This window comes from Nonomuraea sp. B19D2, from assembly GCF_040137845.1.
Lineage (GTDB): Bacteria > Actinomycetota > Actinomycetes > Streptosporangiales > Streptosporangiaceae > Nonomuraea.
The window spans coordinates 266,241-287,494 of record NZ_JBEFAK010000011.1; the positions used below are offsets into that span (position 1 = coordinate 266,241).

Genomic DNA, 21,254 nt, shown 5'->3' on the forward strand with positions numbered 1-21,254 from the left:
CGAAGTCCGAAGGCTTGGTTTAGGTGGGCTAAGCGATCCCGATCCTGAGGTGGTGGAGATGGAGTTCAGGGAGCTTGAGTGCTTCGTGGTGCTCAGCGAGGAGCTGCACTTCGCGCGTACGGCCGAGCGCCTCTACCTGTCGCCCGGGCGGGTGAGCCAGCTCATAGGCTCGCTGGAGACCCGGATCGGCGGCAGGCTCTTCCACCGGACCAGCCGCAGGGTGCGCCTCACGCCGCTCGGCGAGCGCTTCCTGGCCGACCTGCGGCCCGCGTACGACGGGCTGGCGGGCGCGGTGAGCCGGGCCAAGGCGGCCGCCCGCGAGGTGACCGGCGCGATCAAGGTGGGCTTCCTGGCCACGCCCACGGAGGTCGTCACGGGAAGCGTGCAGGCCTTCGAACGCAGGTATCCCGGGTGCGAGGTGGAGCTGGTCGAGATCCCGCTCTCGGATCCTTTCAGCAAGTTGCGGGCCGGGCAGGTGGACCTCGCGTTCACGCTGCTCCCGGTGGACGAGCCCGACCTGATGACCGGTGCGGGGCTGAACGACGTCTCCTACCAGCTGGGCGTCTCCATCCGCCACCCGCTGGCCGCCCGCGCGAGCATCGCCGCGGAGGAGCTGTCGCGGGTGCCGCTGATCGGACTGGGCGGGCCGGCCCCGCGGGACTGGCGGGAGCGGGTGACACCCTCGGTGACCCCTTCCGGACGCCCGATTCCCCTGGCCGGTACGGTGGCCACCAGCCAGGAGGGCCTGACCCAGGTGGCGCTCAACCGGGGTGGCATGCTGTTCTGCACCCCGACGGCGGCCCACCACAGGCGGCCCGATGTGAGCTTCGTCCCAGTCATCGGGCTGCCCCCGTCCATCATGGGCCTGGTCTGGGTGAAGGCCGCCGAGACCGCCGCGATCAGGGCGTTCAACGAGGCGGCGGTCGGGCACGCACTCGGGGTGGAGTCCCTTGTGGCCTGACGGGAGAGGACATGCAGGAAAACAGCGAGAACGCCCGATTGACCGCCTGGGTCAGGGGCAGGGTCCAGGGTGTGGGGTTCCGCTGGTGGACCCGTGCCCGGGCGCTGGAGCTGGGCCTCGAGGGCTGGGCGCGCAACACGGCCGACGGCCGGGTGGAAGTGGTCGCGGAGGGCCCCCGCGAGGCGTGCGTCAAGCTGCTGGAGCTGCTGAGAGGTTGCGACACGCCGGGGAGAGTGGATGGAGTAGTAGAACGTTGGAGCGAAGCCCGAGGTAGTTTGGGCGGGTTTGTGGAACGTTAGTACCTTCCGTTAAACCGCCCAAATAGGGTATAGTTGTATGTTGGGAGTGCCCATCAGTAGGGCTCAGCGGTTGGTTCGACTTGACCGCCCACACTGCCGGTGCGACTCTTGTTAGGTACCACGCGCACCCCTCCCGCGGAATAGAAGTGCGCGAACCAGTCTGGTCACTCAGCGTGGAGGACCCTTTACCATGGCGAAGGCTCTACTCGGCCACGTCGGCGGTCCTGACCCTCGAATGGTCTCGGAGATGCGCCGCCTGCAGCAGCGTATCCGGGATCTGGAGGCAGAACTTATCCGACTTCAGGCCACGAATGACGCTCTTGCAGCGCAAACTCGCGATGAGGCGCTAAACCGCATGCAAGAGCGCGAGCCGGCACTCACCTGAGAGTGATCGGAGCGCAAGACCCCAGGGACGTCTCGGAGAGGCGTCCCTTGTTATTTGCGCACCTTCCAAAAGCTTCCTTTGCCCAGGCCGCTCCGGTCCAGAATGTACGTGCCCACGTGGGGCAGTGCTGACCCAGTAGGCTTTCCCGAGTCCGGCATCAGGGAGAAGGGGGTCGCGCTTGTATTTGAAGACCCTCACCCTGCGCGGCTTCAAGTCCTTCGCCTCCGCGACCGCCCTCCGTTTCGAACCGGGCATCACCTGCGTCGTCGGCCCCAACGGCTCGGGCAAGTCCAACGTCGTCGACGCCCTCGCCTGGGTCATGGGCGAGCACAGCGCCAAGTCGCTGCGCGGCGGCAAGATGGAGGACGTCATCTTCGCCGGCACCTCCTCCAGGCCGCCGCTCGGGCGCGCCGAGGTGACGCTGACCATCGACAACTCCGACGGCGCGCTGCCGATCGACTACACCGAGGTCACGATCAGCCGGCTGATGTTCAGGTCGGGGCAGAGCGAATACGCCATCAACGGCGACACCTGCCGCCTGCTCGACATCCAGGAGCTGCTGTCCGACTCGGGCATCGGCCGCGAGATGCACGTGATCGTCGGTCAGGGCCAGCTCGACACCGTGCTGCACGCGGGGCCGGAGGACCGGCGGGCCTTCATCGAGGAGGCCGCCGGCGTGCTCAAGCACCGCAAGCGCAAGGAAAAGGCGCTGCGCAAGCTCGACGCCATGCAGGCCAACCTGACCCGCGTCCAGGACCTCGCCACCGAGCTGCGCCGCCAGCTCAAGCCGCTGGGCCGCCAGGCGGAGATCGCCCGCAAGGCCGCCGTCATCCAGGCCGACCTCCGTGACGCCCGGCTGCGGCTGCTGGCCGACGACGTGCGCATCCTGCGTACGACGCTGGAGCGGGAGGCCGCCGACGAGGCCGCGGTCATGGCCAGGCGCAACCAGGTGGAGACCGAGCTGGCCGAGGGCCAGCAGCGCGAGGCGGCGCTGGAGGCCGCCGAGGCCGAGACGCAGCCCCGCCTGGCCGCCGCGCAGGAGACGTTCTTCCGGCTCTCGTCGCTGCGCGAGCGCATCACCGGCCTGGCGCAGCTCGCCGCCGAGCGCCACCGCCACGCGCTCGACGCCGCCGCCATCGAACGCCGCGGTCGCGACCCCGAGGACCTCGAACGCGAGGCGGCCGAGGTGCGCGAGCGCGAGCTGATCCTCAAGGCCGAGCTGGAGCAGGCACAGGAGCTGCTGGAGGAGGCCGTCGCGGCGCGGGCCGCGGCCGAGGCCGAGCTGAGCGCCGAGGAGCAGCGGCTCGCTCTGGCCGCCCGGGCCGCCGCCGACCGCCGCGAGGGGCTGGCCAAGCTGCGCGGCAAGGTTGATTCCGTACGGAGCCGGGCACGGGCCGCCGAGGAGGAGATCGGGCGGCTCCAGCAGGCCGTGGCCGACGCGGCCGAACGCGAGCGGCAGGCCAGGGCGGACCTGGAGACGCAGCGGCTGGAGGAGCCCGCGGTCGATCCCGCGCTCGCTGAGGAGCTTGCCACGGCGCAGGCCCTGGTGGAGGAGGCCAGGGCCGTCGCCGACGAGGCGCGGGCCGCGGTGGAGGAGGCCAAGTCGGGCCTCGACGCGCCGCGCGCCGCCCTGCAGGCCGCCAAGTCGGGGGTGGTCACCGCGCGCGCCGCCGACCAGCAGGCGCAGCGGTCCGTGGCCGCCCTGGTCGCTCGCCGGGACGCCCTGGAGCTGGGGCTCGCCAAGGGCGACGGCGGTGCGGCGCTGCTGGAGGCGGACCTGGCCGGGGTGCTGGGGCCGCTGGCGGCCTCGATGCAGGTCACGCCCGGTGCCGAGCTGGCGGTGGCGGCCGTGCTGGGTCCCGTCGCCGAGGCGATCGCGGTCAAGACCCTGGACACGGCCGTGGAGGCGCTCGATTTGCTGCGCGCCCAAGGCGCGGGCCAGGCGACTCTCCTGGTGGCACTCCCGGGTGGCACCGGCGACGCCGAGGCGTCGGGGAGCGCTACAGGGACCGCCGGGGAGGACGGGCACGGCGGAGCCCGGCGCACGCGTGCGGCGGCTCCTGAGGGCGGTCAGTGGGCCGCCGACCTCGTCACGGTCCCCGACCACCTACGGCCCGCCCTCGACCACGTGCTCGAGGACGTCGTGGTCGTGGCGGACCTCGACGCCGCACGCTCGGTCGTCGACCGCCACCCCGAGCTCAGGGCGGTGACCGAGGCGGGCGACCTGGTGAGCGCCCACCTGGCCAGCGGCGGCGCCGAGGGCGGCACCTCCGTGCTGCAGGTGCGGGCCGCGCTCGACGAGGCGGTCAGCGACCTGGCGGAGGCCGAGCGCAGGGCCGAGGAGACGGCCGAGGCGCTGGACGAGGCGATCGAGCGGGAGCAGGCGGCCCAGGCGGCGCTGGAGGCCGCCCAGGCGAAGGTCAACGAGGCCCAGACCGCGGTCACCACCGCCCAGGCGGGCGTGAGCGCCGCCCAGGGCGCCCTCGACCAGGTCAGGGGCCGCCAGCGGGAGGCCGACCAGCGCAACGCCGCCGCCGCCAAGCGCCTGGCCCAGCTCGAGGCCGCCGCCAACGCCGCCCGCGACGAGGCCGAGCGCCTCGCCAAGAGCGTCACCAGAGCGGAGGAGTCGCGTACCGAAGGCCAGGAGGAGCTCGCCGAGCTGGAGATCCGCCTGGCCGAGGCCGAGTACGCCCAGGAGCTGGAGTCCGAGCCCACCACCGACCTCCGCGACGACCTGGCGGGTGCCTGCGAGGCCGCGAGGCAGCGCGAGATGGACACCCGCCTGCAGGTCCGCACCGCCGAGGAGCGCGTCAAGGGCATCGAGGGCCGCGCCGACGGCCTCATGCGGGCCGCCCAGCGCGAGCGCCAGGAGCGCGCCCAGGCGGCCGCCCAGCGCGCCAGGCGCCGCCAGCAGGCGGCCGTGGCCGAGTCCGTCAGCAAGGGCGCAAGGCAGGTGCTCAAAGCGCTCGAATCCTCCGTCCAGCTCGCCTCCAGGGAGCGCGACGAGGCCGACCTCGCCAGGGTGGCGGTCGACGCCGAGCTCAAGCAGGTCCGCCTCCGGGTGCGCGAGCTCGGCCAGGAGCTGGACAAGCTGGTCAACCGCGTGCACGGCAGCGAGGTCGCCCGCACCGAGCAGCGGCTGCGGCTGGAGCAGATGGAGCAGCGGGCGCTGGAGGAGTTCGGGGTCGAGGTCGAGGCCCTGATCTCCGAGTACGGCCCCGAGGCCCCGGTCCCCGGCGACCCGCCCGTGCCGTACGTGCGCGAGGAGCAGGAGAAGCGGGCCAGGGCCGCCGAGCGGCAGATGAACCAGCTCGGCAAGGTCAACCCGCTGGCGCTGGAGGAGTTCGCGGCGCTGGAGGAGCGGCACGCGTTCCTCAACTCGCAGCTCGAAGACCTCAAGAAGACCCGGCGCGACCTGCTGACCGTGGTCCAGGAGGTCGACGACCGGGTGGAGCAGATGTTCGCCTCGGCGTACGAGGACGTGGCCAGGGAGTTCGAGCAGATCTTCACCAGGGTGTTCCCCGGCGGTGAGGGCCGGCTGGTGCTGACCGAGCCCAACGACATGCTGACCACCGGCATCGAGGTCGAGGCCAGGCCGCCGGGCAAGAAGGTCAAGCGGCTGTCGCTGCTGTCGGGCGGCGAGCGCTCGCTGACCGCCGTGGCGTTCCTGGTCTCCATCTTCAAGGCGCGGCCCTCGCCCTTCTACGTGATGGACGAGGTCGAGGCCGCCCTCGACGACACGAACACGCAGCGGCTGCTGACGTTGTTCGAGGAGCTGCGGCAGAGTTCGCAGCTGATCGTCATCACCCACAACAAGCGCACGATGGAGATCGCCGACGCGCTCTACGGCGTTTCGATGCGCGGCGACGGCGTGACACAGGTGGTCAGCCAGCGGCTGCGCGAGCGCGAGTCGGCCTGACACCCCATCTCCGAAGAAACGTGAGTTGGGGCTGATCGGAGTGGCCTTGGGCATGACCATGCCGGTCGATCTGGAAAACTGACATGTTGTGGATGGTTACCTCGGCGTCATAGTGATCGTGGCCGTCGTCGCCCTGCTGGCGGTCGGCGGTCTTCTGCTGTACTTCAGGCCGGGTCGCAAGGCGGCCCCGCCGGTCAAGCCGCCCGAGACGCCCGTGCTTCCCGAGGAGAAGGAGAAGCGGCCCGCCGGAGTCGGCGAGGAGGGCGAGGGCGCGACCACCACGCTCCCGCCGCCGGTCAAGCCCGCCGAGCCGGCCGTCGTCAAGCCGGAGATCGAGGTGCCGCCGCCGTCCGCGGGCCGGATGGTGCGGCTGCGCTCGCGGCTGGCGCGCTCGCAGAGCGCGCTCGGGCGCGGGCTGCTCGAGCTGCTCTCCCGCGACCGGCTCGACGACGAGGTGTGGGACGAGGTCGAAGAGAAGCTGATCAGCGCCGACATGGGTGTCGCGCCGACCCAGGCCGTCGTCGAGGACCTGCGCACCAAGGTCAAGGTGCTGGGCAGCCGCACCCCCGCAGAGCTGCGCGGGCTGCTGAAGGAGGAGCTGCTCGCCCAGGTCAACCCCGACCTCGACCGCACGCTCCAGGTCAAGAGGCACGGCGAGCGGCCCGCGGTGGTGCTCGTCGTGGGCGTCAACGGCACCGGCAAGACCACCACCACCGGCAAGCTCGCCCGTTCGCTCGTCGGCGACGGCAAGAAGGTCGTGCTCGGCGCGGCCGACACGTTCCGGGCGGCGGCCGCCGACCAGCTCCAGACCTGGGGCGAGCGGGTGGGCGCCGACGTCGTGCGCGGCCCCGAGGGCGGCGACCCGGCCTCCGTGGCGTTCGACGCCACCGCCAAGGGCATCGAGGAGAAGGTCGACGTCGTCATCGTCGACACCGCGGGCCGCCTCCACACCAAGACCGGCCTCATGGACGAGCTGGGCAAGGTCAAGCGGGTCATCGAGAAGAAGGCCACGGTCGACGAGGTGCTGCTCGTCCTCGACGCCACCACCGGCCAGAACGGCATGCGCCAGGCTCAGGTGTTCGCCGAGGTGGTCAATATCACAGGCATCGCGCTGACCAAGCTCGACGGCACCGCCAAGGGCGGCATCGTGATCTCGGTGCAGCGGGAGCTGGGCGTGCCGGTCAAGCTCGTGGGGCTGGGCGAGGGGCCCGACGACCTGGCGCCGTTCGACCCCGAGGTGTTCGTGGACGCGATCCTGGGGGACTGACGGCGCATTCCGGACATACGGTAATTAACGGCGGAAGAGCCATTACCGAATAAACATTGATCGCGACTTTTCCATGTGCTGACATTGATCGGTCATCGAAGACACTTGGAAGGGCGCCCATGAAGAAGATCGTTGTTCACAGGCCCGGGACCGTGAAGCCAGCTGCTGCGGCCGCGCCGAGGCACCAGGCCTGAACCACTAAGGCTGGCGTCTCAGCTGGGGGCGCCGGCCCAGGGTCTCTCATGGACACGATCATTCTCGACGCCGACCGCCGGATCGCCGGACCCTACACGCTCGCGGCCGGGCTCCTCGGCCACCTTGTTCCCCAGGCCCTGGAGCACTGGCCCGGCCTGGTCGCCGCGCATGACATCGAGATCCGCGCCGCCGCGCCGGGCTTACGGGAGGCCGTGCCCGAGCGCAGGACCTCGCTGGCCGGCAGCCTGCCGAGGGGGCAGCGCATTCTCGTGCCGGGCGCCCGGCGTAGCCTCCGGATCGCGAACGGGCTGGCCGAGTTCGTCCGTGACCACCTGCGCCGCGCGGGCCCGCTCGCCGTGGCCGTGACCAACCTGGGCGAGGCCGACCACACCGACGCCGAGCTGGTGGCCGTGCTGCGGCGCAGGATCGACCCGGGGCTGCTCCGCATCGACGAGGGCCCGTCGGCTCCGAGTGCCTTGCCGTTATGTGCGGATTTCGACCGCTATCGCGACGAGGGTTTCCACCACGCCATGGCCGAGTCGGGCCTGGAGGCGCTGCGCGGGATGGCGTACGCGGACGACCCGGAGGGCTGGCAACAGCTCCTGCAGCGCGTCGCCGCCGCCCTGGAGGCCATCGAGCGCGAGGAGGAGGCCCGCGAGCTGTACGACAGGGCCAGGCGCGAGAGCACCGACCCCAAACACCGCGCCACCATCGCGTACGCCACCGCCATGATCCTGGTACGCCACCACGACCCGGCCCGGCGCGACCCGCAGGAGGCCCTGGCCTGGGTCAACGAGGCGGTCACGATCACGTCGCTGCTGCCTGACCGCCGCGAGCGCGCCTTCCACCTCGGGTTCGACCTCAACGGCAAGGCCCTGGTGGAGGTGCGCAGGGGTCGTTACGAGGCCGCGGCGGAGCTCGTACAGCAGGCCATCGACCTGGCGGAGGCGGATCTCCCCGGCGAGCACCCGATCCACCGGCTCGTGCTGTACGCCAACAGGGCACAGCTCCTGGCCATGGCAGGCAGGACAGATGAGGCCCTGGCCGACTACACGCGGGCGATCGAGGCCGACCCCGGCTATCCCGACTACTACCTCGAGCGCGGCAACCTGCTGCACCGGCTCGGCCGGCCGGACGAGGCGCTGGCCGACTACGAGGCGGTCATGCGGCTCAGCCCGCCCTTCCCCGAGGCGTACTACAACCGGGCCGAGCTCCGGTTCGCCTCGGGCGATCTCGACGGCGCCCGTGCCGACCTGGACCACACGCTGGAGCTGGACCCCGAGTTCGCGCCCGCGTACGTGAACCGCAGCGGGATCTGTGCGGGTCAGGGGGAGTACGCGAGCGCCAGGGAGGACGTGGTGCGCGGGCTGGGGCTGACGCCGCGCGATCCCCACCTGCTGTGCGTGCTCGGGCAGGTGGAGCTGGCCGAGGGCAGGCACCCGGAGGCGCGGACCGCGTTCGACGGGGCGCTGGAGATCGACCCTGGACTGGTGGCGGCCTGGGCGGGAAGGGCCGAGCTGGCCTTCGAGCGCGGCGAGCACGACGCGGCGCTGGCCGACCTGACGCACGCCCTCGAGCTGGGGGAGACGGCCGAGCTGCTGTTCAACCGGTCCGTGGTCTACCGGGCCGCGGGGCTGGCGGGCCAGGCCAGGCAGGACCTGCTCAGAGCCGCACAGCTGGCCCCTGACGACGAGGACGTCGGGCGGGCGCTCGCCGAGGTGTGACCCGTGGGCGGGCGCTGACGGCCGCCGCCGGGTGGAGCCGGCTCGCCACCGCGGCGGGTCAGGCTCGCGGCTCTCCATGATGCGGGCGCGGCCCGATCGGCACCACCAGGGGAGTGCCCGCCACCGGATCCTCGATGACCTTGGCGTCCAGGTCGAACACCTCGCGCAGCAGCTCCTCGGTGAGCACCTCGTGCGGGGTGCCCGCGGCGATCACCTTGCCGGCGCGCATGGCCACCAGCCGGTCGGCGTAGCGGGCGGCCAGGTTGAGGTCGTGCAGGACCATGACGACCGTGCGCCCGGCCTCCTGGTGCAGGTGCCGTACGAGCTCCAGCACCTCCACCTGGTGCGCCAGGTCCAGGAACGTGGTCGGCTCGTCGAGCAGCAGCAGGTCCGTGCCCTGGGCCAGGGCCATGGAGATCCACGCCCGCTGCCGCTGGCCGCCCGACAGCTCGTCCAGCGGCCGCTCCGCCAGCTCGGCCAGGCCCGTCATGTCCAGGGCGGCCGCGACGGCGCCCTCGTCGTCCGACGACCACTGCCGGTACCACGTCTGGTGGGGATGCCGGCCCCTGGCCACCAGGTCGGCCACGGTCAGCCCTTCGGGGGCGGTGGGCGCCTGGGGGAGCACGCCGAGGATCTTGGCGACCTCGCGGGTGGGGATCTTGTCGATGCGCTTGCCGTCCAGCAGCACCTCGCCGCCCTGAGGCTTGAGCAGGCGGCCGAGCGCGCGCAGCAGCGTGGACTTGCCACAGCCGTTCGGGCCGATGATCGTGGTCACGGTGCCCGCCTCGATGCCGAGGTCGAGGCCGTCGACCACCAGGCGGTCGCCGTACCCGAGCTTGACGCCGGCGGCCTGCAGCCTCATTTGCGTGACCTCCAGATCAGATGGATCAGGTACGGGGCGCCCAGCACGGCGGTGACGATGCCGACGGGCAGCTCCAGCGGGGAGAACGCGGTCCTGGCGATCAGGTCGGCGGCGGCGGCGAGCACGGCGCCGACGACCGCCGAGCACAGCAGCGGCGGCTGGGCGGAGCGGGTGAGCCTGAGCGCGATCTGCGGCGAGGCGAGGGCCACGAACGCGATCGGACCGGCGGAGGCGGTGGCCACGGCGGCCAGCAGCACGGCGGCCAGGATCATGAGCGCGCGGGCCAGGTTCGTACGGACGCCGAGCCCGGCGATCGTGTCGTCGCTGAAACGCAGCGCGTCGAGTGAGCGGGTGCCGAGCAGGGTCAGCGGCACGAGCACGGCCAGGGCCAGCGCCGTGGGCATCACGTGCTCCCAGCCGCGGCCGTTGAGCGAGCCGCTGATCCAGACCATGGCGCGGCCGGTGTCGTTCACGTCGCCGACGGTCAGCAGCCAGAACTTGATGTTCGTGAACACGGCGGCCACGCCGATGCCGACCAGCACCAGGCGGTAGCCGTCCAGGCCGCGCCGCCAGGCCAGCCCGTAGACGACGGCCGCGCCGGTCAGGCCGCCGAGCAGGGCCAGCGCGGGGATGCCGAGGGTGGCCAGCAGGCCGCTGGTGCCGCCGTACACGCTGCCGCTGGCCACGACGCCGGCCACGACCGTCACGGAGGCGCCGGTGGTGACGCCGAGGATCTCGGGGCTCGCGAGCGGGTTGCGCGCGATGGACTGGATGATCGCGCCGGACAGCGCGAGCGCGGCGCCGACCAGGACACCGGTGAGGGCGCGCGGCAGGCGCAGCTCCATGATGACGAAGTGGGCGGCGCTGTTGACGTCGAACGTGCCGGTGAACACTTCCTGCAGCGTCATCTGGAGCTCGCCGATGCGCATGTTCATGGCCATGAGCAGGACGAGGAGGGCGAGTCCTGTCAGCGTGACGGCGACGCCGCGCAGTCGTACCCGCCAGGACAGGCCGCCGACGCGCAAGGGGAGAGCGGTCATCACAGTCGCACTGGCTTCCTGCGCCGTACGAGCGCGACGAAGAAGGGCGCGCCGAGCAGCGCGAGCACCACGCCTACCTCCAGCTCTCCCGGTGGGGCCACCACGCGGCCGATCACGTCGGCGAGCAGCAGCAGCGCCGCGCCGACCAGCCCCGAGAACGGCAGCAGCCAACGGTGGTCGGTGCCCGACAACGGGCGGGCCAGGTGGGGCACGATCAGGCCCACGAACGCCAGCGAGCCGCACGCCGCGACGGACGCGCCGGACAGCAGGGTCACCGCGGCGACGCCGACGGTGCGGGTCATGGGGATGTTCTGGCCGAGGCTCCTGGCCACGTCCTCGCCCAGGGAGAGCGCGTTCAGGCCGGGCGCGTTGACCATCGCGAGCACCAGGCCCACGAGGATGAACGGCAGCACCTGCCAGACCACGTCCGCGCCCCTGGCCGCGATCGAGCCGGCCTGCCAGAAGCGGAACACGTCCATCGCCTGCTCGTCCAGCAGCACGATGGCCGAGGTCAGGGCGTACAGCAGAGCGCTCACCGCGGTGCCCGCGAGCGCCAGCGTGACCGGGGTGGGGCCGCCCCTGCCGCCCACCATGCCGAGCGCGAACACCCCGACGCTGGCGATCAGCGCGCCCGCCAGGCCGAACCAGATGTAGGCGAGCAGGCTGGAGGCGCCGAGCAGGATGATCGAGGAGACCATCGCGAACGCCGCCCCTTGCGTGACGCCGAGCAGCCCGGGGTCGGCGAGCGGGTTGCGGGTGTGGCCCTGCATGAGCGCGCCCGCCACGCCGAGCGCGATCCCGGCGAGAACCCCCAAGACGGTTCTCGGGACGCGGAGCGAGCGGATGACGATGTCGTTCTCGGTCCCGGTGGGGGCGGTGAGGGCGTGCCAGGCGTCGGGGAGCGGCACGGACTTGGAGCCGACTGTGATGCTCAGCACAATCGCGACGAGCACGGCGGCGAGCAGGGCGAGGAGTACGGTGAGCCGCCTTTGGCGGATGCCCTGGAGACGCGGTGCCACGGCGGTCGCACTCACCCGCGTCCTCCTCAACATTTGCTCGACCCTGCAGAAGTATGCCAGCTTAGGCAGGGCTAACCTAATTTAGGTTTACCTTACTTTTGGATTCGGGAAAGGGATCTGATGAGATCGTTGCGCGTGCTGGTCGGCGCCGTCCTGGTGGCGGGGCTCGCGGCCTGCGGCACCTCCGCGGGCGAGACCGAGGCCGCCCCCTCTGCGTTCAGGACCGTCAAACACGCCATGGGCGAGACCGCGATCCCTGCCCAGCCGAAGCGGGTGGTGGCGCTCGACCAGAGCTTCGTCGACGCGGTGCTCACGCTGGAGACGCCGGTGGTGGGGTACACGACATACCGGTCGCTCGACGACAAGCTGCCCGCCTACCTCGGGACCGTCGCCGAGCAGTACGGCAAGGAGGCCACCCCGGTCGGCACGCTGGAGCAGCCGAGCCTGGAGAAGATCATAGCGCTCAAGCCCGACCTGATCGTCTCGGCGAAGGTCCGGCACGAGGCCCTGTACGACAAGCTGTCCAAGATCGCGCCGACCGTGTTCAGCGAGACCACCGGGGCCATCTGGAAGGAGAACGTCCGGCTCATGGGACAGGCCCTGGGCAAGGAGCAACTCGCCGACACCAGGATCAAGGAGTACGAGGGCCGGGCGGCCAAGATCGGCGCAGCCATCAAGGCGAAGGACGGCGAGCTGCCGACGATCTCGGTCGTGCGGTTCGCCGGCGAGCCGACGGTCCGGCTGTACGTGGAGAAGTCCTACTCAGGACTCGTGCTGAAGGACGTCGGATTCCCCAGGCCCGAGGGGCAGCCGACCAAGCAGGACGCCATCGCGGTGGACGTCAGCCAGGAGCGGACCTCGGACCTGGACGCCGACCACATCTTCGTCTCGACCGTTAAGGATCCGGCGGCCGAGGGGCCCAAGGAGAAGTTCGTGAACAACCCGCTCTGGGGCAAGCTCAAGGGCGACAAGCACGACGTCGACGACCTGACCTGGATGACCGCGGTGGGGCTCCAGGGGGCCCAGGCGATCCTGGACGACGTGGCCAAGCTCTTCTCCGTGGACCCCGCGCGGACCTGACCCGGCTACCAGGCCTCGTTCATGAGGCGCTGAGGAACGCGCGGAGCTCCGCCAGGTGGGGGTCGATGTCGAGGCCATGGTCGGCGAGCCACTGCGGGTTGCCGTACGTGCCGCGGTAGCGGTCGCCGCTGTCGCAGATCAGCGTGACGATGCTGCCCTGCTCGCCCGCCGCCCGCATCTCGTCGATCAGGTCCACGCAGGCCGCCATGTTCGTGCCCGTCGAGCCGCCCACGTCCAGCCCCGTGACCTCGCGCGTCCAGTGCATCGCGGCGATCGAGCGGGCGTCGGGCACGGCGATCATGCGGTCGATGACGGACGGCTGGAACGAGGGCTCCACGCGGGGGCGGCCGATGCCCTCGATGCGCGAGCCGGGCGCGGTGACCGAGGTGTCGCCGGAGACCCAGCTCGGGTAGAAGGCCGAGCCCTCCGGGTCGACGACGGCCAGGCGGGTGGGGTGGCGGCGGTAGCGGATGTAGCGGCCGATGGTGGAGGACGTGCCGCCGGTGCCGGCGCCCACCACGATCCACGCGGGCTCGGGGTGGGGCTCCATGGACATCTGGGAATAGATCGACTCGGCGATGTTGTTGTTGCCGCGCCAGTCGGTGGCCCGCTCCGCGTAGGTGAACTGGTCCATGAAGTGGCCGCCGGTCTCGGTGGCCAGACGGTGAGATTCGTCATAGATCGCGCGAGGGTCCGCGACGAGGTGACATTTCCCACCGTAGAACTCGATGAGGTGACACTTCTCCGGCGACGTGGACGCGGGCATGACCGCGATGAACGGCAGGCCGAGCAGGCGGGCGAAGTACGCCTCGCTCACGGCCGTAGATCCGCTCGACGCCTCCACGATCGTCGTGGTGGGGCCGATCCAGCCGTTGGCCAGGCCGTAGAGGAAGAGAGAGCGAGCCAGCCGATGTTTGAGTGAACCTGTGGGGTGCACCGACTCGTCTTTCAAGTAGAGGTTTACACCCCAGTGCGAGGGCAGCGGAAAGACGTGCAGGTGTGTGTCGCAGCTACGGTTGGCGTCGGCTTCGACCTTGCGTATGGCCTCCGCCAGCCAGCGGCGCGTCCCCAGGTCGTGACGGTCCACGAAACTCATGCCCATACGCTATCCCATGTGACTCTCGCCACTATTTCCGAAAAATTGGACGGGTAGTGTTATGATACTGAGACTTGTCCGGCCGTGGACGTGACCGTATGCGCCGCGAGCAGATGGACGGAAACCCCCTCTGACCAAGGCGGATCTCTAACGCGTCCCTTACCTGGGACTTGCCATGATGGAATCCGCCCGCAGGCGGCTTGTGCCGGAACGGGGGATAGCGCAAGGGGGAATGAATTGATCACTATGACCGATGAGCAGCGTCAGGACTGGTTCGAGCGCGATGTCGTGCCCGTGACGTCGCAGCTGTTCGCCTCCGCCATGCGCCTGACCCGCAACGCCGCTGACGCGGAAGACCTGGTACAGGAGACGGTGGCGAAGGCGTACACGTCGTATCACCAGTTCCGGGAGGGCACCAACCTCAAGGCGTGGCTGCACCGGATCCTCACCAACAACTTCATCAACGACTACCGCAAGAAGCAGCGCTCGCCGAAGCTGTCGGCCGCCGAGGACATCGAGGACTGGCAGCTGCACGCCGCCGAGTCGCACAGCTCCACCGGTCTGCGCTCGGCCGAGACCGAGGCGCTCGACCGGCTGCCCGACAGCGTCGTCATGAACGCCCTGCGGGCGCTCCCCGAGGACTTCCGCGTGGCCGTCTACCTGGCCGACGTCGAGGGTTTCGCGTACAAGGAGATCGCCGAGCGCATGGGCACGCCCATCGGCACCGTCATGTCCCGCCTCCACCGGGGCCGCCGCCAGCTGCGCGGCATGCTGGAGGAGTACGCCCGCGAGGAAGGCGCCGTCCGGCTCCCCGCCCAGCGCGCCGCGGCCTAAGACCCCATAGTGAAATGAAGGCGGACGCGTAACACGCCGCCTTCGTTGCGCAGCTCCACGAGATCGCAGAGCTGCCGGCTGATCCAGAGCCCGTATCCCCGAGGGGATTCGGGCTCAGGTGGTATGTAGCCGGTTGACCTGCACCTCGCCGTGACGGCGAGGACTCCCGTCCCGCCTTTGGCGGGAACTCGCGGCGCAGACGCTGCGAGCTATGGAACGGGGTGCTTGGCGCTTCGCGGACCCGACTACCGTCTGGAGGTCTCCACGCCCTGAGACGACCGGCCCGGCCGCCTTTTAGCAAGCGCTAGTGGGGCTGCGCAACGGCTATCAGCGCCACCGCCCCGAGCGCGCATGCCACACCGGCCACCTGGATGCCGTGCAGCCGCTCGCCCAGCACCCGCCTCGCCAGCAGCAGGGTGCTCGCGGGATAGAGCGAGACCAGCACGGCGACCAGGCTGAGCAGGCCGTCCTGCTGGGCCAGCAGGTAGAGCACGTTCGCCGCCATGTCGAGCACGCCCGCCGCCACGATGATGTGCAGCGAGCCTGGGCCCGGCTTCAGCGCCCGCCGCGTGGCCACGGCCAGCAGCGCCACGGCCGTCACCGACGACAGCCTGGCGCCCACCAGCGGCCACAGACCAGCCTCGTGCGGCGCCATGGCGAGCAGGATGAAGAAGCCGCCGAACCCGGCCCCCGCGGCCAGGGCGGTCAGCACCGAGGTGAGCGAACCGCGCCGGTCGGCGGACTTGTCCTGGCTGACCAGCAGCACCGCGCCGAGCGCCAGGACCACGCCCACCAGTGCCCAGAACGCGGGCCGCTCGCCCGTCGCCAGCCCGAACACCACGGGAAGTGCCGCGGAGGTGACGGCCGTCGTCGGGGCCACCACCGACATGACGCCCGTGGCCAGCGCCCGATAGAACAGCACCAGGCCGGTCGCGCCCGACAGGCCCGCCGCCAGGCCCCACGCCAGAGCCTGAGTGCTGACCGTGCCCGGCAGCAGCGGCAGCAGGCCGAGGATCAGCGCCAGGCCCGCGAGCTGCGATAACGCGACGACGGACAGCACCTGAGAGCGCTTCGTGGCCAGGCCGCCGAAGAAGTCGGCCGTGCCGTACACCACTGCGCACGCGGTCGCCAGGATCACCGTCACCGGTACCCTCCAGTTCAACAGGTTGCACTCTCAGTACAACACATAGAGTACATTCCGCTGCACATGGAATTCACTAGACTGCACTGCGTGGAAGATCCGGAACTGATCAACCAGGCCATCGCGAACAACGTGCGTGCCCAGCGCGCGCACCGCGGGCTGACCCTGGACGCGCTGGCCGCCAGGTCGGGGGTGAGCAGGGGCATGCTCGTCCAGGTGGAGCAGGGCAGGACGAACCCCAGCGTCTCCACGCTCACCCGGATCGCCTCCGCCCTGGGCGTCACCGTGGCCAGGCTCGTCGAGGTCGCCGACGTGCCCACGGTGCGGATCGTGAGCAAGTCCGACGTGGTCACGTTCGAGCAGGGGGACGTGCAGGCGCGGCTGCTGGTGGGCGCGGACGTGCCGATGATCCTGGAGCTGTGGGACTGGCGGCTGGCGCCCGGCGAGCACCACGACGGCGACGCCCACCCGCCGGGCACCCGCGAGATGCTGACCGTGCTGGACGGCGAGCTGACGCTCACGGTGTACGGCAGGAGCCACGTGATCGGAAAGGACGACGCGGTGCTCTTCACCGCCGACCGGCCCCATCGCTACGCGAACAGGGGCGAGGAGGAGCTCAGGTTGATCATGGTGGTCGCCGAGCCGCGCGAGGCGCACGACCAGTAGCGGTAACGCCCTCGGCAACATTGTGGAAAATCCCGGTCACGATCGGTAACGTATGCGCTCGTGATGCTCACGTGACAGCAGGTCACGGGCCTCAGCCGCCGGCGGGTGACGATTACCGCATGTCTTGGACGGCTGATGCCCGTTGTTGGGTACATCCCTGGTGTACGACGGCACGTCGGCAGGGGGTGGCGGGTGAGTGAGGCCCGAGCGGCGACAGAGAAGCTCCAGGTGGAGCTTCATGTTCTGGGCGTCACCAACGCGTACGAGGTAGGCGACGGCGAGACCATCTCGGTGTGGATAGGCCTGGTCGTGCGGTATAGAGATGGTTTTTACCGTTGGCAGGAAGGGGCGGTGAAACGTCGGCATCTGGGTACGGATCCGGTTGGATGTGCCATACGCGTGGCGCGCCGCTACAAGGAACTGCAGGCCGATATCCCACTCTGGTGGGACGACCTGGCCAGAGAACTGCGGGGGAAACCGGTCCAGGACTATCCATAAGCCCCCGCGCGCGGCGTTTCAGGGGGAACCATGCGCGTATGGGCTTTGCCGCTGGCCCTGCTCGCTCTCGCGCTGTGCGTCACCTATTCGGTGGCGCGTCACCAGCAGACCACGACGCCGGTCGCGCCCATCCGGCCGGCTCTCGTCAATCCCGAGGCGCTCGCCAAACGACTGGCGTCCATGCAGGCCGGTTGGCCGCGTAGCCGCAACTTCGACTGCGCGAAGCTGAAGTGCGTGGCCCTGACCTTTGACGACGGGCCGGGCGAGTACACCGCGCCGCTGCTCGACCTGCTGCACAAGCGTGACGTCAGGGCCACGTTCTTCGTCATCGGGCAGATGGTGGCGGCCGACAAGGACGGCCGCCTCACACGCCGCATCGTGGCGGAGGGCCACGAAATCGGCAACCACTCGTGGAGCCATCCGGCGCTCGCGACGCTGTCACGCGAGGAGATCGAACGGCAGCTCAAGCGCACCGACGACCTGGTGGAGAAGCTGACCGGGGTGCGGATGCGGGTGATGCGGCCCCCGTACGGGTCGACGGACGACCGCGTCGTGACGGAGTTGCACCGCGAGGGGCTGGCCCAGATCCTGTGGAACGTGGACACGCTCGACTGGCTGAACCGCGTGCCTGCCCTCGTGGCCAAGCGGGCCGGCGCCGCCAAACCCGGCTCGATCGTCCTGCTGCACGACATCCACCGGAGCACCGTGGAGGCTGTGCCTGCCATGCTCGACACCCTCGAGAAGAAGGGCTATACGTTCGTCACGGTTTCCGAGCTGTACGGCAGGACGCCCGCGCCTGGGCGCACGTACACCGAGCGCTGACGTCCGTCGTGCCGGTGAGGCATGGCACCCTGGTGACATGGGTTTCAGCGGCTTCCCTGACGAGGCGTTCCTGTTCTACGAGGGGCTCGAGGCGGACAATTCGAAGACCTACTTCACGCGGCACAAGCACCTCTATGAGGAGGCGGTGCGGGAGCCGATGCTGGCGCTCACGGATGAGCTGGCTCCGGAGTTCGGGCCCGCGCAGCTCTTCAGGCCCTATCGGGATGTGCGCTTCTCCAAGGACAAGTCGCCGTACAAGACCCACCAGGGTGCCTTCGTGGACCTGCAGCCAGGGATCGGGCTTTACGTCGAGGTGAGCGCGGCGGGGCTGTTCACGGCGGGCGGCTTCTACACGCAGGCCGCCGACCAGGTGGCCCGCTACCGGGCGGCCGTGGACGAGGACCTGTCGGGCAAGCCTCTGGAGTCGCTCACCGCGGGGCTCGTGGCCCAGGGTTACGCGCTGTACGGGGAGCGGCTCAAGACCAAGCCGCGGGGCTTCACGGAGGACCACCCGCGCATCGAGCTGCTGCGACACAAGTCGCTCTACGCGGGCATGAGCTTCGAGCCGGAGCCGTGGGTGCACACGGCGGAGGTGCTCGCGCGCGTGTCGCACACCTGGCGCGCCTACGGCCCGCTGGTCGACTGGCTCTGCACCCACGTCCGCGGCAGCGAGCTGCCACGCCGCTGAGCCGCCCGGCCCGTATGCGGGGCGCGTGGCCACGCCAACGGGCGCCGGGCCGGTGAGGCGTGGCCGGGTGTGTCACGGACCGCCGGTGTTGACTGGGGCCGTGGTGGTGACCTGGTCGCCCTTGAGGATGCGGTCCACGGTTTGGCCCGCCGCCGAGGTCGCCGCCGTCGTGCCCGCCGCCAGGACGATGGCCAGCGTCGGCGCCGCCAGGCTGCGGATGCTGCGCAGATTGCGGACCCGGGCCCACGGCTCCCCGGCCAGGTGCATGATGCGCCACTCCCAGAACAGCCCGAGCCCGATGCAGACCACCGTCACCTGCCCCACCACGATCCCCACGACCTGCGCCTTGTCGAAGGCCCCGATGTCCGGCTCCACCACCGTCGAGAGATAGCCCGACAACTCGGTCAGCAGCGCCGCCGCGGTGAGGTGCAGGGCCTTGGTCATCGGCTGGGTGCCGCGCACGCGCGGGTAGAAGTAGCCGAACAGGAAGCCGAAGGCAGGCAGCGTGATCAGGTAGCGCCCGTCGAAGATGAAGCTGGTCAGGTCCACCCCCTCAGGCCACCCGTGCACGATCGCGAAGGGCAGGCTCAGCAGCAGGCTCACGGTGAAGGCGTGCACGCCGTTGTGCCAGGGCGTGCACCCGCAGGCGGTGGCGAAGGCGGTCTCCGGGTGCCGCCCCTGCTGCTGCAGCGCCGTCTCCAGGGCGTCCCGCTGCTGGTCGAAGTCGGCCATTGACATCTCGCCCGAGCCGATCATGCCCCGTCCGACGCGGTACAGCTCCTGCTCCGCGACGAGCAGCAGCCGCTTGTGCAGGGCGTCCCTGATGAGCCGGCGGTGCTCCTCCTGTGAAGAGGGCTCGGCGAGGGCAGGCCGGGGCCCCGAGAGCAGCCAGCGCGCAGTCGCCCAGGCCACGATCGAAGTGATCGCGAGCAGCGGCAGCGGCACGTCGATGTCGGCCAGCGTCGTGCTGCCGCCGGGCGTGATGTACAGCACCATCAGGACGGCGATTATGGCCGACTCGGTGACCGGGTTGTCGATCGCGGAGAGCTGCCCGCCGAGCCGCTGGAGCCGCAGCGCCAGCATCACGAACCCCAGCAGCAGCAACCCCAGCACCCCGCGCACCAGAGGGGTGAGGGCGAGGCTGCCGATCACGGGCTCGGACTGCGGCACCGCCAGGCTCCAGGACCCGGCGTCCAGCCACTCGGTGGGCCAGCCCTGCACCAGCAGGCTCACGATCACGGCGCCGACCACCGCGCCGCGCGTCCACTGCTTGCTCGCCACGGTGATGGCGGCGACCGGGATCATGGCCCAGCCCAGCGCCAGGATCAGCCGTACGCTGTCGGGCGGGTACACCCCGGCCAGCAGGGCCCGCAGCCACAGCGCCAGCGCGAGCAGCCCGATCGCGGCCTCGGCCGACCACACGGCCAGCCGCACGATCACCGACCTGACCCCCAGATCCACGCTGAACGCCACCGCGGACCCCGCCGCCGCCACGGCGGCCACCGCACCTCCGGCCAGCAGGACCTGGCCGGACAACTGGCCGTGCAGCCACGACCAGACCAGCATGCCGAGCCCGACCGCCACGCCCAGCCCGGTCACGACCAGCAGGTCACGTGTGTTCCAGGGCGGGCTGGTGGGCAGCACCCGCCCGGCGTGCCGCAGCGCGAGCGCGGGCACCGCGACGAAGAGGACCACGTACGTCACCGCCGACCAGTCCTCGGCGACCAGCGGGATCAGCAGCGTGGGTGCCGCCAGTCCGAGCCCGACGACCAGTTCCCTGTTGGGCAGGCGCTCCCACCACCCGCGCCCGAGCGAGCGCGCCAGGAAGACGACCAGCGCGAGGGCGGTGAGCACGCCGAGCGTGGTGGCCCACGAGAAGCCGTCCTCCACGGCCACGTCGGCGAACCCGTACGAGTCCGGCGCCAGCGTCATGCTCACCGGGTACGCCCCGATGGCGAACTCCAGCCGCGCCTCCTGCTCGCGGTCCGGGGTGATCCCCGCCAGCCGCAGCACCGTCCACTCACCGGGCTGAACCGCGATCGAGCGCGAGGTGACGATCAAGGGGGACTCGTTGGGGGCGTTGAAGTCGAGCTTCAGCAGCTCGCTTCGCTTGATCTGGCGGAGCAGCGTCACCGTGAACCTGGCCGTGGTGCCTGAGGTGTCCGAGTCGAGGACGGGCGCCAGGCGCGTCGTGGGCGCCAGCCCCGGGCCGTCCACCTTGATCGCACCGAACGCGGTGTCGGTGACCTGCTGGAGCGTGCCGGGGAAACCGGCCCCCTGGCGGAGCGCGCCGATGAGCGGGTCCTTGGGGGCCATCGTCAGCCGGTGCACGACGGTCACCTTGACCTGCCGCTGGCGGGGGTCGATGCGGCCCTCGGGCACCGGATCCAGGTCGGCCTCAGTCGCCCTGGTGACCGTCACCTCGGTGGCGGTCTTGCGGGCCCAGCGCACCAACGGATCGGCGCGGGCGGCGGCCGCCACCCACGGATTGGGCGCCGCGGTGCTCTTGGGCACCGCGGGGCCCGCCACCGGTCTGGCTGCGACGGTGCACCAAACAATCGCCCCCAACGACACCAGAGCCAGCCCGAACGCGGTTGCCATTCGGAGCTTTCCCACAATTTGGATGATTCTCCGGAATGACAGAATGTTCCATGTTATGGGGTCACGGTGTGATTACAGCTGCTTCCCCGGGCCATTTTCCTTTACCCGCGTGCACGTGCATCGCCCGTGGCGAAGCCGGGATGCTTACCAGTCGTAC

18 protein-coding genes are annotated in these 21,254 nt (G+C 70.6%); 12 read left to right on the top strand and 6 right to left on the bottom strand.

The features are described from left to right. Positions 1-58 precede the first annotated feature (58 nt). The 6 genes from ABN273_RS22455 (at position 59) to ABN273_RS22480 (ending at position 8,750) form a co-directional block, all read left to right on the top strand. Positions 59-961 (top strand): LysR family transcriptional regulator, encoded by a 903-nt coding sequence (locus tag ABN273_RS22455; protein ID WP_349450903.1) that lies wholly within the window; start codon positions 59-61, stop codon positions 959-961. A gap of 11 nt (positions 962-972) precedes the next feature. Then, positions 973-1,260: an acylphosphatase gene (locus tag ABN273_RS22460; protein WP_349450904.1), complete on the top strand. Its 288-nt coding sequence runs from the start codon at positions 973-975 to the stop codon at positions 1,258-1,260. Positions 1,261-1,450: 190 nt separating this feature from the next. Beyond that, positions 1,451-1,645 (top strand): hypothetical protein, encoded by a 195-nt coding sequence (locus ABN273_RS22465; protein WP_349450905.1) that lies wholly within the window; start codon positions 1,451-1,453, stop codon positions 1,643-1,645. Positions 1,646-1,823: 178 nt separating this feature from the next. Then, positions 1,824-5,564, top strand: a complete 3,741-nt coding sequence (smc, locus tag ABN273_RS22470) for a chromosome segregation protein SMC (RefSeq protein WP_349450906.1) — start codon at positions 1,824-1,826, stop codon at positions 5,562-5,564. A gap of 88 nt (positions 5,565-5,652) precedes the next feature. Beyond that, a complete protein-coding gene (gene ftsY, locus ABN273_RS22475) occupies positions 5,653-6,831 on the top strand; it encodes a signal recognition particle-docking protein FtsY (protein ID WP_349450907.1) in 1,179 nt (392 codons plus the stop codon). A gap of 242 nt (positions 6,832-7,073) precedes the next feature. Next, positions 7,074-8,750, top strand: a complete 1,677-nt coding sequence (locus ABN273_RS22480; RefSeq protein WP_349450908.1) for a tetratricopeptide repeat protein — start codon at positions 7,074-7,076, stop codon at positions 8,748-8,750. 58 nt (positions 8,751-8,808) lie between these two features. On the opposite strand, the gene ABN273_RS22485 is transcribed toward ABN273_RS22480, so the two are convergent. The 3 genes from ABN273_RS22485 to ABN273_RS22495 are packed head-to-tail and all read right to left on the bottom strand — an operon-like array spanning position 8,809 to position 11,686. Beyond that, positions 8,809-9,612, bottom strand: coding sequence for an ABC transporter ATP-binding protein (locus ABN273_RS22485; RefSeq protein WP_349450909.1), 804 nt, complete (start codon positions 9,610-9,612; stop codon positions 8,809-8,811). Continuing rightward, complete coding sequence (locus tag ABN273_RS22490; protein ID WP_349450910.1) at positions 9,609-10,652, bottom strand: FecCD family ABC transporter permease; 1,044 nt, start codon at positions 10,650-10,652, stop codon at positions 9,609-9,611. The genes ABN273_RS22485 and ABN273_RS22490 overlap by 4 nt, the downstream gene beginning before the upstream one ends. Continuing rightward, complete coding sequence (locus tag ABN273_RS22495) at positions 10,652-11,686, bottom strand: FecCD family ABC transporter permease (RefSeq protein ID WP_349450911.1); 1,035 nt, start codon at positions 11,684-11,686, stop codon at positions 10,652-10,654. The genes ABN273_RS22490 and ABN273_RS22495 overlap by 1 nt, the downstream gene beginning before the upstream one ends. A gap of 105 nt (positions 11,687-11,791) precedes the next feature. Here ABN273_RS22495 and ABN273_RS22500 point away from each other — a divergent pair, with 105 nt between their 5' ends. Continuing rightward, positions 11,792-12,751 (top strand): ABC transporter substrate-binding protein, encoded by a 960-nt coding sequence (locus ABN273_RS22500; protein ID WP_349450912.1) that lies wholly within the window; start codon positions 11,792-11,794, stop codon positions 12,749-12,751. A gap of 19 nt (positions 12,752-12,770) precedes the next feature. Here ABN273_RS22500 and ABN273_RS22505 read toward each other — a convergent pair whose 3' ends face one another. Next, on the bottom strand, positions 12,771-13,847 hold the full coding sequence (locus ABN273_RS22505) for a PLP-dependent cysteine synthase family protein (RefSeq protein ID WP_349450913.1): 1,077 nt from the start codon (positions 13,845-13,847) through the stop codon (positions 12,771-12,773). A gap of 246 nt (positions 13,848-14,093) precedes the next feature. Here ABN273_RS22505 and ABN273_RS22510 point away from each other — a divergent pair, with 246 nt between their 5' ends. Next, entirely contained in the window at positions 14,094-14,681 is a 588-nt protein-coding gene (locus ABN273_RS22510) for a sigma-70 family RNA polymerase sigma factor (RefSeq protein WP_349450914.1), read from the top strand. Positions 14,682-14,985: 304 nt separating this feature from the next. Here the strand turns inward: ABN273_RS22510 and ABN273_RS22515 are convergent, their stop codons facing one another. Then, positions 14,986-15,825 (bottom strand): EamA family transporter, encoded by an 840-nt coding sequence (locus ABN273_RS22515; RefSeq protein ID WP_349450915.1) that lies wholly within the window; start codon positions 15,823-15,825, stop codon positions 14,986-14,988. An 87-nt stretch (positions 15,826-15,912) separates the two neighbouring features. Between ABN273_RS22515 and ABN273_RS22520 the strand changes: the two genes are divergently transcribed. The 4 genes from ABN273_RS22520 (at position 15,913) to ABN273_RS22535 (ending at position 18,496) form a co-directional block, all read left to right on the top strand. Beyond that, positions 15,913-16,488 carry a helix-turn-helix domain-containing protein gene (locus ABN273_RS22520; RefSeq protein ID WP_349450916.1) on the top strand — a complete coding sequence of 192 codons (576 nt, stop codon included), beginning with the start codon at positions 15,913-15,915 and terminating at the stop codon, positions 16,486-16,488. A 192-nt stretch (positions 16,489-16,680) separates the two neighbouring features. Next, positions 16,681-16,986: a hypothetical protein gene (locus ABN273_RS22525; RefSeq protein ID WP_349450917.1), complete on the top strand. Its 306-nt coding sequence runs from the start codon at positions 16,681-16,683 to the stop codon at positions 16,984-16,986. 30 nt (positions 16,987-17,016) lie between these two features. Then, a complete protein-coding gene (locus ABN273_RS22530) occupies positions 17,017-17,808 on the top strand; it encodes a polysaccharide deacetylase family protein (RefSeq protein ID WP_349450918.1) in 792 nt (263 codons plus the stop codon). Between the two features lie 37 nt (positions 17,809-17,845). After that, a complete protein-coding gene (locus ABN273_RS22535) occupies positions 17,846-18,496 on the top strand; it encodes a DUF2461 domain-containing protein (RefSeq protein WP_349450919.1) in 651 nt (216 codons plus the stop codon). Between the two features lie 72 nt (positions 18,497-18,568). Here the strand turns inward: ABN273_RS22535 and ABN273_RS22540 are convergent, their stop codons facing one another. Next, positions 18,569-21,097, bottom strand: coding sequence for a hypothetical protein (locus tag ABN273_RS22540; RefSeq protein WP_349450920.1), 2,529 nt, complete (start codon positions 21,095-21,097; stop codon positions 18,569-18,571). Positions 21,098-21,254: the final 157 nt, after the last annotated feature.

Coding starts and splice junctions, on each gene's coding strand:
- ABN273_RS22540 (WP_349450920.1), bottom strand. CDS start 21,097: ATGGCAACCGCGTTCGGGCTGGCTCTGGTGTCGTTGGGGGCGATTGTT.
- ABN273_RS22530 (WP_349450918.1), top strand. CDS start 17,017: ATGCGCGTATGGGCTTTGCCGCTGGCCCTGCTCGCTCTCGCGCTGTGC.
- ABN273_RS22535 (WP_349450919.1), top strand. CDS start 17,846: ATGGGTTTCAGCGGCTTCCCTGACGAGGCGTTCCTGTTCTACGAGGGG.
- ABN273_RS22510 (WP_349450914.1), top strand. CDS start 14,094: ATGACCGATGAGCAGCGTCAGGACTGGTTCGAGCGCGATGTCGTGCCC.
- ABN273_RS22500 (WP_349450912.1), top strand. CDS start 11,792: ATGAGATCGTTGCGCGTGCTGGTCGGCGCCGTCCTGGTGGCGGGGCTC.
- ABN273_RS22455 (WP_349450903.1), top strand. CDS start 59: ATGGAGTTCAGGGAGCTTGAGTGCTTCGTGGTGCTCAGCGAGGAGCTG.
- ABN273_RS22465 (WP_349450905.1), top strand. CDS start 1,451: ATGGCGAAGGCTCTACTCGGCCACGTCGGCGGTCCTGACCCTCGAATG.
- ABN273_RS22485 (WP_349450909.1), bottom strand. CDS start 9,612: ATGAGGCTGCAGGCCGCCGGCGTCAAGCTCGGGTACGGCGACCGCCTG.
- ABN273_RS22480 (WP_349450908.1), top strand. CDS start 7,074: ATGGACACGATCATTCTCGACGCCGACCGCCGGATCGCCGGACCCTAC.
- ABN273_RS22460 (WP_349450904.1), top strand. CDS start 973: ATGCAGGAAAACAGCGAGAACGCCCGATTGACCGCCTGGGTCAGGGGC.
- ABN273_RS22505 (WP_349450913.1), bottom strand. CDS start 13,847: ATGAGTTTCGTGGACCGTCACGACCTGGGGACGCGCCGCTGGCTGGCG.
- ABN273_RS22490 (WP_349450910.1), bottom strand. CDS start 10,652: ATGACCGCTCTCCCCTTGCGCGTCGGCGGCCTGTCCTGGCGGGTACGA.